Raw genomic sequence first — 7,042 nt, 5'->3', positions numbered from 1 at the left:
TTAACGAATCGGCCGGGATAAAGTTGTTGTATTCGAGGAAGTAGCCACCCATTTCGGGGCCGAAGAACACCACGGCGCTGAAGACGATCAGGAACACCGCAACTGCCATCACGTCATGCACCGAGTAGTAAGGATGGAAAGGCACGCCGTCCAGCGGCACGCCCTTTTCGTCTAGCTTTTCCTTGATTTCGATACCGTCGGGATTGTTCGAGCCGACTTCGTGCAGGGCAATGATGTGCGCCACAACCAGGCCAATCAGGACCAACGGGATGGCGATCACGTGGAACGCAAAGAAACGATTCAGAGTCGCATCCGAGACCACGTAATCGCCACGAATCCACAGCGACAGATCGGGCCCGATGAATGGAATGGCGCCAAACAGATTGACGATCACCTGGGCGCCCCAATACGACATCTGGCCCCATGGCAGCAGGTAACCCATGAACGCTTCGCCCATCAGGCACAGGAAAATGCCGACGCCGAACAACCACACCAGCTCGCGCGGTTTGCGGTACGAGCCGTACAACAAGCCACGTACCATGTGCAGGTAGACCACGATGAAGAAAGCCGAAGCGCCGGTCGAGTGCATGTAGCGCACCAGCCAGCCCCACGGCACATCGCGCATGATGTATTCAACCGAGGCAAACGCCAGCGTGGCATCCGGTTTGTAATGCATGACCAGGAAGATGCCGGTGACGATCTGAATCACCAGCACCAGCAACGCCAGCGAACCGAAGGCGTACCAGAAATTGAAGTTTTTCGGCGCGTAGTATTCGGAAAGGTGCGCCTTCCAGGTGGAACTCAGCGGGAAACGCGCATCAACCCAGTTCAACGCCTTGTCGGCGACAGGAGCATCGGCCGGCAGTTGCTTTTCGTGGAATGCCATGATTAAGCCTCACCTTTCTCGTCTTTACCGATCAGGATCTTGCTGTCCGACAGATACATGTAACGCGGCACATCAAGATTGTTTGGCGCTGGCTTGTTCTTGGAGACGCGGCCGGCGAGGTCAAAAGTGGAGCCGTGGCATGGGCATAGGAAACCGCCTTGCCAGTCGTCCGGCAGCGAGGGTTGCGCGCCGGGGGTAAATTTTTGCGATGGGGAGCAGCCCAGATGCGGGCAGATACCGACTACGACCAGGGTTTCTTCATGGCCAGCATGGCCACGGTTGTTTGATTTGTTCTTGCAATAATCCGGCAAGTCCATGGTGTAGGGTTTGAGCGACTCAGGATCGGCAATTTCAGCAACCGTATGTTCCAGGCTTTTCAACTGCTCGGCGGTGCGCTTGAGGATCCATACAGGTTTGCCGCGCCATTCGAAAACTTGCATCTCGCCGGACTTAATCCCGGAAATATCCACTTCTACCGGAGCGCCAGCGGCTTTTGCACGTTCGGACGGCTGGAAGGTGGAAACAAAAGCTCCCGCTGTGGCCAGTCCCGCCACGCCCCCAGTCGCACATGTTGCGACGAGCAAGCCACGTCGACCGGAATCGACCTGCTTTTCGTTACTCATATCAACCCCAATCAGTCAAAAAACGAAACCTGTGACGGAACTTCTCGCAACCCTAGATTATATCGAAGCTGAAGACTGTTTTAAAGGAAATACATATACCGATGCACAAAACAAGGCAACTTCGCCGAACTTTACTGCAAATTACGCACAATTCCTGGCAGAAACGTCCATCTCTTTGCAGCAACAATATGCTGACAAGCCTTTTAATGCCAGAAATTAACAAATTCACCCTTTCAATCTTGCTATGATCCAAGTATCGTCACACTGTCAACATTCACATGGAGAACCAGCAACATGAGCATGATGGAAGAATTCAAGACCTTTGCACTCAAAGGCAACGTGATGGATCTGGCAGTTGGCGTCATTATCGGCGGTGCGTTCGGCAAGATCGTTGACTCTCTGGTCCAAGATGTCATCATGCCGGTAGTCGGCAAGCTTTTCGGCGGCCTCGATTTCGCCAACCACTACATTCCATTGAATGGCCAGGGTACTCAACTCACTCTGATCGAAGCCAAGAAAGCTGGCGCAGTCTTGGCATACGGAAACTTTATCACTATTGCACTGAATTTTGTCATTCTGGCATTCGTGATCTTCCAGATGGTACGCATCATCAATAAATTGCGCGGTGCAGCGCCGCCGCCGGCACCGGCAGATCCGGAAAACACCTTGCTACTGCGCGAAATCCGTGATTCGTTAAAGAAATAGCAATCAACAATTACCTCAACCAATAACCCGCTACCTTGCTAGCGGGTTATTTTTTGATACGTTACTTATTACATTACTTATTGCGCTACTTGATACTTTACGCATTGCTTGGCGGCACCACAAATCGCGATAGCGTCAGATCCAACCGATGCCTAACTCACGAGTTGCGCAGCTAGTTCCCATGCGGTAATCTGCGAGGTAATCAGATTAGCTCCCCAACAACAAAAATATTCAGCGACTCACCGCGATCGACTCGGTCAGCACGCGTAAAGGAATCGGAATTGTCATCTAAAGACTTGCAGCCGGAACAGTTAAAAATCTGGCTTGCCGCAGTTGTACGTAAGGATGCCGCTGCTTTTCGTGCGCTTTACGATGCCACATCGACGAAACTGTTTGGCTTCGCGCTGCGTATATTAGTTAAGCGCGAATCGGCGGAAGAAGTTCTGCAGGAAAGTTTCGTCAACATTTGGAACAACGCGGGCAGCTATCAAGACAGCCTCGCGGCGCCTATGACATGGATGACAACCATAGTGCGCAACAAGGCATTCGATTATCTGCGGCGTGTTGACCATGACGTTGAAATCGATGCCGATACATTTGACAAGGAAGTCGTGAACGCAATGGAAAGCGCCGACCCGACACCGTTGGAAGCGCTGCAACTTACCGATGATGCAAAAGCGCTGGCGCACTGCCTGGGACGCCTTGAGGGCTTGCATCGCCAAGCCATTGCCCTGTCTTTCTATCACGACCTGTCGCACAGCGAAGTCGCAGAACAAATGAAATTGCCGATCGGCACCATCAAAACCTGGATTCGACGCGGACTGGAGCGCCTGAAAACCTGCCTTGGCAAGTTGGGGACTATTTGATGAATATTCATCTCAATTCAGCCCTCGTCGACAAACTGGCGGCCGAATATGTGCTTGGCACATTGCGCGGCGGAGCGCGCCGTCGCTTTGAGCGCATGCTGCAACAGCAAGCCGTGCTGCGCACGGCTGTCGCCGAATGGCAGGATCGCCTGCAGCCGATGGCAGAACTGGTCCCGACGGCAGTGCCATCGGCTTCAGTCTGGCCAGCCATCGAGGCGCGGCTCGGTTTGGCAAGCAAGCCGCAGCGCAAGCAGTCATTCTGGCTGGCCTTACGCGAAGACCTGAGCTTCTGGCGCGGACTAGGATTGGTTTCAACCACTGCCGCCCTGATTCTGACTTCATTATTGCTGACCAAGCAACTGGAGCCAGCCGCCCCAATTGCTTCTTATGTTGCCACGTTGAGCAACGAACAGGCGCAACCGATTGCGGTCGTTACCGGTGACATCAAGGGCGGCCATCTGATGATCAAAGTCGTTGCACCGCAAGCAATTGCGGCCGACAAGAGCCTGGAACTGTGGGCGGTGCCAAAGGTGGGGCATCCGCGTTCGCTCGGCCTGCTCTCAGCAAACGGCAGCGTAACACTGGCGCTGCCAGCTGGCACCACGCCCGCAAGCGTGCCGGTGTTGGCGGTTACTTTGGAGCCGAAAGGCGGATCGCCTAAAGCCGACGGCCCGACCGGACCGATCGTATTCAAGGGCGCCTGGGTGCAGATTTAAAGACTGCCGGATGTTGCCGCGGTGCGGCAGCACTGGCGTCCTGACTGGCTGAATTAATTCGCTAGCCGGGTTCGCCAACTTCACTCTCGATTATCGATTGCGATGATCCACATCAGCATCCTGTACAACAAGAAAGCAGTGCGGTACCAGACGCGGGACAACCAGGGCAGATTGGCAAACGTCCTGGCAGCGACTTCCACACCATCGGCGATACCTATCTGTATCTGCTGTCGCAAAGCCCGCGAAAATTCGGCGTCGTCGATCACCACGTTGGCCTCTTGATTTACCAGCAGGCTCAAGCCATCGAAATTACTGGATCCGACTGTCGCCCAGTTTTCGTCGATCACCGCCACCTTGGCGTGCAGCGCTGTTTTGCGATACTCGACGATCCTGACGCCGGCCTTCAACAGTTGTGGATAATAGGCGTGACTCACGGCATCATGCAAACGATAATGCCCGACCCCCAACAACAAGATAACGTCGACCCCGCGCTTGGCGGCCTCTTCCAGCGCGCGCCGCAATTTGCGCCCGGGCGCAAAGTACGGACTGGTCAACAGAGCGCTCTGCCGGGCGCGGCCTAGCGCCTGTAAATAAGCGCGCTGGATGGTACGGCGATTGCGCAGGTTATCGCGCAACACCAGCCCCGCCAGCGCCGCGCCTTGGCTCGCACCTGGGGCACTGATACGGCTGCGGCTACGTCTGAATTGCTGGAAGCGCGCCATGAGCTTCATGTCGCTCAGACGCAGCCATTGCTCTTCTAGTTCGAGATGAATCGTTGCCACCAAGGGGCCGCTAATGCTTACCGCAAAATCCCAGCGCGCTGCCGGTAACGGCTGGCGCTGATCATCGTCAGAGATCATATCGTCGATGATATTCAAGCCGCCGACGAAGCCGGTCTGTCGATCTACCACGCACATCTTGCGATGCATGCGTGCCACACCGCGGCCGAACCAGGGATTGAAGGCGCGATACATCACTGCTGCGGCCTGAAACTCCTGACTCAATGCCATGCAGCGCTGGCGACCTGTACCCAACCAGTCACTGATGATACGAACCTTGACACCACGCTGCTCCGCGCCGGCAAGCGCCTGTTGCACCTGCATTGCGGTCTCGTCAGCGGCAAAAATATACGTTTCCAGATAGATTTCGTCGTGGGCGCCGTCAATCGCGGCAATCAACGCTGGAAAAAACGCCGCGCCGCTATGCAACAGCGTGATGTGATTATTTGGGCTAAAACTCACCGGCCGCATGGATAGAGACTGAGATAAAACGGCATGAAGCTAAGCGGCATCTGGTCGACTTCCATGGATCATCGCGACAATAATTTCAGAGTCGCCAGGATCGGTGCATGGTCGGACAATTTTGCCCACTCTGCGCCGTGCAGAACTTCAGCGGACTCTACCGCAAAACCGCGCAAATAAATCCGGTCCAGACGCAACCAGGGAAAAGCCGCCGGAAAAGTCCGCGCCGGTTTCAGCTTGGGCGTGCGGCCCATCAACTGCTGCAGATAAGAACCGACATTCCGCATGACACCGGTGCGCGAGGCACGTTGGTCGAATATTTCAGCGACATTGAGCCGCATGCGCAGCAAGTCGCTAAGGCGATTGCCCCAGTCGTTGAAATCGCCGGCGATAATCAGCGGCGCATCCGGCGGCGAGGAACTGCGCACGGCCTCGATCAAGGCCGCAGTCTGACGCCGCCGGCCGCCACCGAACAAGCCCAGATGCACGACATAGCAATGAATATCGGCGCTGTCGGTTTTCAGCACGCAATGCAGGATGCCGCGCGCTTCATAGGCATGGTCGGAAACATCCTGATTACTTTGCGAGGCGATCTCAAAACGGCTCAGCAATGCATTGCCGTGGTGGCCGTGATCGTAGACGGCATTCATGCCATAGGCGGCATGATGTGAGTCGCCAGCGAGGAAATCGTGCTGCGGCTGATCCGGCCAGTGCGCCGCGTAGCGCGCAGCCAGCAGATCGTGCCGACCTTGCACTTCCTGCAGAAAAAATACATCGGCTTCCATTTGTGTCAACGCCTGCTTCAACGCGTGCACGCGAGGCCGGTTGCCGAGCGACGAAACGCCTTTGTGAATATTGTAAGTGGCGATGCGCAATTTCATGGATTGATCGGGCTACCTGGCTAGATGGTGAGGCAACTGCAGAATGGCTTCTGCATTCGATGGCGAGAAACATAAATCCGCCGCCTCGCGATACGCTAACCAGCGATATTGCACATGCTCGCGCGGCGCCAGCTTGACGGGGATTGCGCTCGGCACCAGCAGCCCGAACACATGCTCGGTATTCGTCGTTACGCCCAGAGCATAGCGATGACGCCAGACCGGGTAAATCTCGTAGACGTTGGTCACCTGCCAATCGCTCAGGTGCGACGGCGGCACGGCGTCAGGCTGGTCGGCCACTACGATTCCGGTTTCTTCCTGTACTTCACGCATCGCTGTAACTTGCAGCGCCTCATCCGGAAAATCTTTGGAGCCAGTCACCGATTGCCAGTACCCGGCCTTGTCGGCCCGCTCCATCAACAGGACCTGCATATCTTCCGTATAAATGACAACCAGAACCGATTCGGGAATTTTATACATGCGTATCTTTTATTATTGCGCGTGGGTTGGACAGATCTTGCCCGCGCTTTGCCTGACAACAGTAGTATCGACCAAATGCCGGGTGGGCAAAATACACCAGCCCACCTTGCCCAATCTCAGAAAACATCACTATAAACCGGTTTTGATTTCCCATAAAAAAAGCGCGGAAAACCGCGCTTTTTTTGATGACGGCTGTTGCAACCGCAATCAGACTACTTTCGCCTCCGGCAAGCGCAGGCGAATATGCAGTTCCTTCAATTGCTTTTCGTCGACAGCCGACGGCGCCTGTGTCAGCAAACATTGCGCGCGCTGGGTCTTCGGGAAGGCAATCACGTCCCGAATCGATTCCGCGCCGCACATCATCGTGACGATGCGATCCAGGCCGAATGCCAGGCCACCATGTGGGGGTGCGCCGTATTGCAGAGCGTCCAGCAGGAAGCCGAATTTCAACTGCGCTTCTTCTGCATTGATCTTCAAGGCGCGGAACACCTTGCTCTGCACATCGGCGCGGTGGATACGGATTGAACCGCCACCCAGTTCCCAACCGTTCAACACCATGTCGTAGGCCTTGGCGATTGCCTTGCCAGGATCGGTTTCGATGAAGTCTTCGTGGCCGTCCTTCGGCGAAGTGAACGGATGATGCAAGG

The 7,042-nt window shown here is 55.4% G+C and carries 10 protein-coding genes; 4 read left to right on the top strand and 6 right to left on the bottom strand.

Annotated features, from left to right (window positions below; translation table 11 throughout):
• Both ACIQ0R_RS10085 and petA read right to left on the bottom strand, forming a co-directional pair.
• The coding region (locus tag ACIQ0R_RS10085) for a cytochrome bc complex cytochrome b subunit (protein WP_395826778.1) at positions 1-886 on the bottom strand (886 nt) is incomplete at its 3' end.
• 2 nt (positions 887-888) lie between these two features.
• Complete coding sequence (petA, locus tag ACIQ0R_RS10080) at positions 889-1,509, bottom strand: ubiquinol-cytochrome c reductase iron-sulfur subunit (RefSeq protein ID WP_395826776.1); 621 nt, start codon at positions 1,507-1,509, stop codon at positions 889-891.
• A 31-nt stretch (positions 1,510-1,540) separates the two neighbouring features.
• Between petA and ACIQ0R_RS10075 the strand changes: the two genes are divergently transcribed.
• The 4 genes from ACIQ0R_RS10075 (at position 1,541) to ACIQ0R_RS10060 (ending at position 3,796) form a co-directional block, all read left to right on the top strand.
• Positions 1,541-1,729, top strand: a complete 189-nt coding sequence (locus ACIQ0R_RS10075; protein WP_395826773.1) for a hypothetical protein — start codon at positions 1,541-1,543, stop codon at positions 1,727-1,729.
• 74 nt (positions 1,730-1,803) lie between these two features.
• Positions 1,804-2,214 (top strand): large conductance mechanosensitive channel protein MscL, encoded by a 411-nt coding sequence (mscL, locus tag ACIQ0R_RS10070; protein ID WP_395826771.1) that lies wholly within the window; start codon positions 1,804-1,806, stop codon positions 2,212-2,214.
• Between the two features lie 281 nt (positions 2,215-2,495).
• Complete coding sequence (locus ACIQ0R_RS10065) at positions 2,496-3,080, top strand: sigma-70 family RNA polymerase sigma factor (protein ID WP_395826768.1); 585 nt, start codon at positions 2,496-2,498, stop codon at positions 3,078-3,080.
• On the top strand, positions 3,080-3,796 hold the full coding sequence (locus ACIQ0R_RS10060; protein WP_395826766.1) for an anti-sigma factor domain-containing protein: 717 nt from the start codon (positions 3,080-3,082) through the stop codon (positions 3,794-3,796). Before ACIQ0R_RS10065 ends, ACIQ0R_RS10060 begins: the two co-directional genes overlap by 1 nt.
• 80 nt (positions 3,797-3,876) lie before the next feature.
• Here the strand turns inward: ACIQ0R_RS10060 and ACIQ0R_RS10055 are convergent, their stop codons facing one another.
• From ACIQ0R_RS10055 to ACIQ0R_RS10040, 4 genes are all read right to left on the bottom strand, one after another.
• Entirely contained in the window at positions 3,877-5,046 is a 1,170-nt protein-coding gene (locus ACIQ0R_RS10055) for a phosphatidylserine/phosphatidylglycerophosphate/cardiolipin synthase family protein (RefSeq protein WP_395826763.1), read from the bottom strand.
• Between the two features lie 59 nt (positions 5,047-5,105).
• Positions 5,106-5,918 (bottom strand): endonuclease/exonuclease/phosphatase family protein, encoded by an 813-nt coding sequence (locus ACIQ0R_RS10050; protein WP_395826761.1) that lies wholly within the window; start codon positions 5,916-5,918, stop codon positions 5,106-5,108.
• 12 nt (positions 5,919-5,930) lie between these two features.
• Positions 5,931-6,395, bottom strand: a complete 465-nt coding sequence (gene nudB / locus ACIQ0R_RS10045; RefSeq protein WP_395826759.1) for a dihydroneopterin triphosphate diphosphatase — start codon at positions 6,393-6,395, stop codon at positions 5,931-5,933.
• Between the two features lie 207 nt (positions 6,396-6,602).
• On the bottom strand, positions 6,603-7,042 hold a 440-nt coding region (locus ACIQ0R_RS10040), incomplete at its 5' end, for an amino acid--tRNA ligase-related protein (protein ID WP_395826756.1).

Origin of the sequence: Collimonas sp. (assembly GCF_044339385.1) — a bacterium.
Lineage (GTDB): Bacteria > Pseudomonadota > Gammaproteobacteria > Burkholderiales > Burkholderiaceae_D > Collimonas.
This window is presented reverse-complemented; position numbering and strand designations above follow the sequence as displayed.